Raw genomic sequence first — 1214 nt, 5'->3', positions numbered from 1 at the left:
GGGTTGAAGCTGTAGCTGCCATCGGCGTTCAACGTGAAGGTGCCGCCGTTGGAGCCGGCGATGGACTGCCCCACGCTACCTGCCACGCCATTGACCGCGCTGACGCTCAACGTGCCGCCGTCGACATCGCTGTCGTTGGCCAGCACACCTTGGGCGGCGGCGACGTTGAGGGTGGCGTTTTCACCCGTGCTGCCGGTATCGGCAACCGCCACCGGCGCATCGTTCACCGGCATCACGAGCAGCGTGACCGTTGCAGTGTCACTGCCCCCCTGACCATCGCTGATCGTGTACTCGAACGTGGCAGGGCCGCTGTAGTTGGCCTGCGGCGTGAAGACGATGGCCCCATCGATGAACGACACGCTGCCGTGGCTGGCATTACCGACACTCGTGACGCTCAGCGTATCGCCCTCGACGTCGGTGTCGTTGGCAAGCAGATCTCCAGGACGCAGGTAGATCGCGGTATCTTCCGCGGTCGTCAAAGGTGCATCGACGACGAAGTCGCCGAGTGGCATGTACTCGCCGTCGCCGAACTTCAGCTCGGGCTGGAAGATCGCATGCTCACCTTGATCCCAGTAGACGATCTCTATGGCATGCGTACCGCCCTGCACCACCGTAAAACTGTGCTCGTTGGTCGCCGGGCTTTGGTTGTGATCGACCGTGGCCACCGGTTTGCCATCGATCATCACCTGATAGCCATCGTCCGAGAGGATCTTGAACGAGTAGCTGCCTGCTTGCAGCTCGACGACACCTCGCATCCGAAGAATGGCATCGGTCCCCGTCGCCGGCGTATCGGTGCTTAAGGAGTCAGCGTCTGCCCCGAGAAACGCCTTCAGATTGGTGGGGTTGGCGAGATTGCCACTGATGTAGTTGTAGAACAGCGAGCTTGCCACGAAGGTGGCATCGGGTGTGCCTTTCTCGGCGATGAATGCCTGGGCCTGCGAGACGCTCGAGAGATTCGGGCCATCGGCGTCAGCGCCCTCCTGGTAGGCGAAGTACTCGGAGTAAAGCCCGCCAAACTTGCCATTCGTGGCATAGCTATCGTCGTTCGCCACCGGCGCATCGTTGGTGCCGGTCACCTTGAGGGTCACCGTCTGCGGTGCACTCACCCCACCATTGTTATCAGTCGCCGTGTAGGTGAAAGAGACGTTGCGGCTCTCGCCCGCCTTCAAGCTGTCGAAGTCCGTGCCCGGGTTGAAGCTATAGCTGCCGTCGCT

At 61.5% G+C, this 1214-nt stretch carries 1 protein-coding gene; it reads right to left on the bottom strand.

Going from position 1 to position 1214, the window contains the following annotated elements; all coding sequences use genetic code 11:
* The coding region (locus DOM56_RS19605) for an Ig-like domain-containing protein (RefSeq protein WP_157958295.1) at positions 1–1214 on the bottom strand (1214 nt) is incomplete at both ends.

The sequence above is a fragment of the Salinicola sp. CR57 genome (assembly GCF_003206585.1).
Classification (GTDB): Bacteria; Pseudomonadota; Gammaproteobacteria; order Pseudomonadales; family Halomonadaceae; genus Salinicola; species Salinicola lusitanus.
This window is presented reverse-complemented; position numbering and strand designations above follow the sequence as displayed.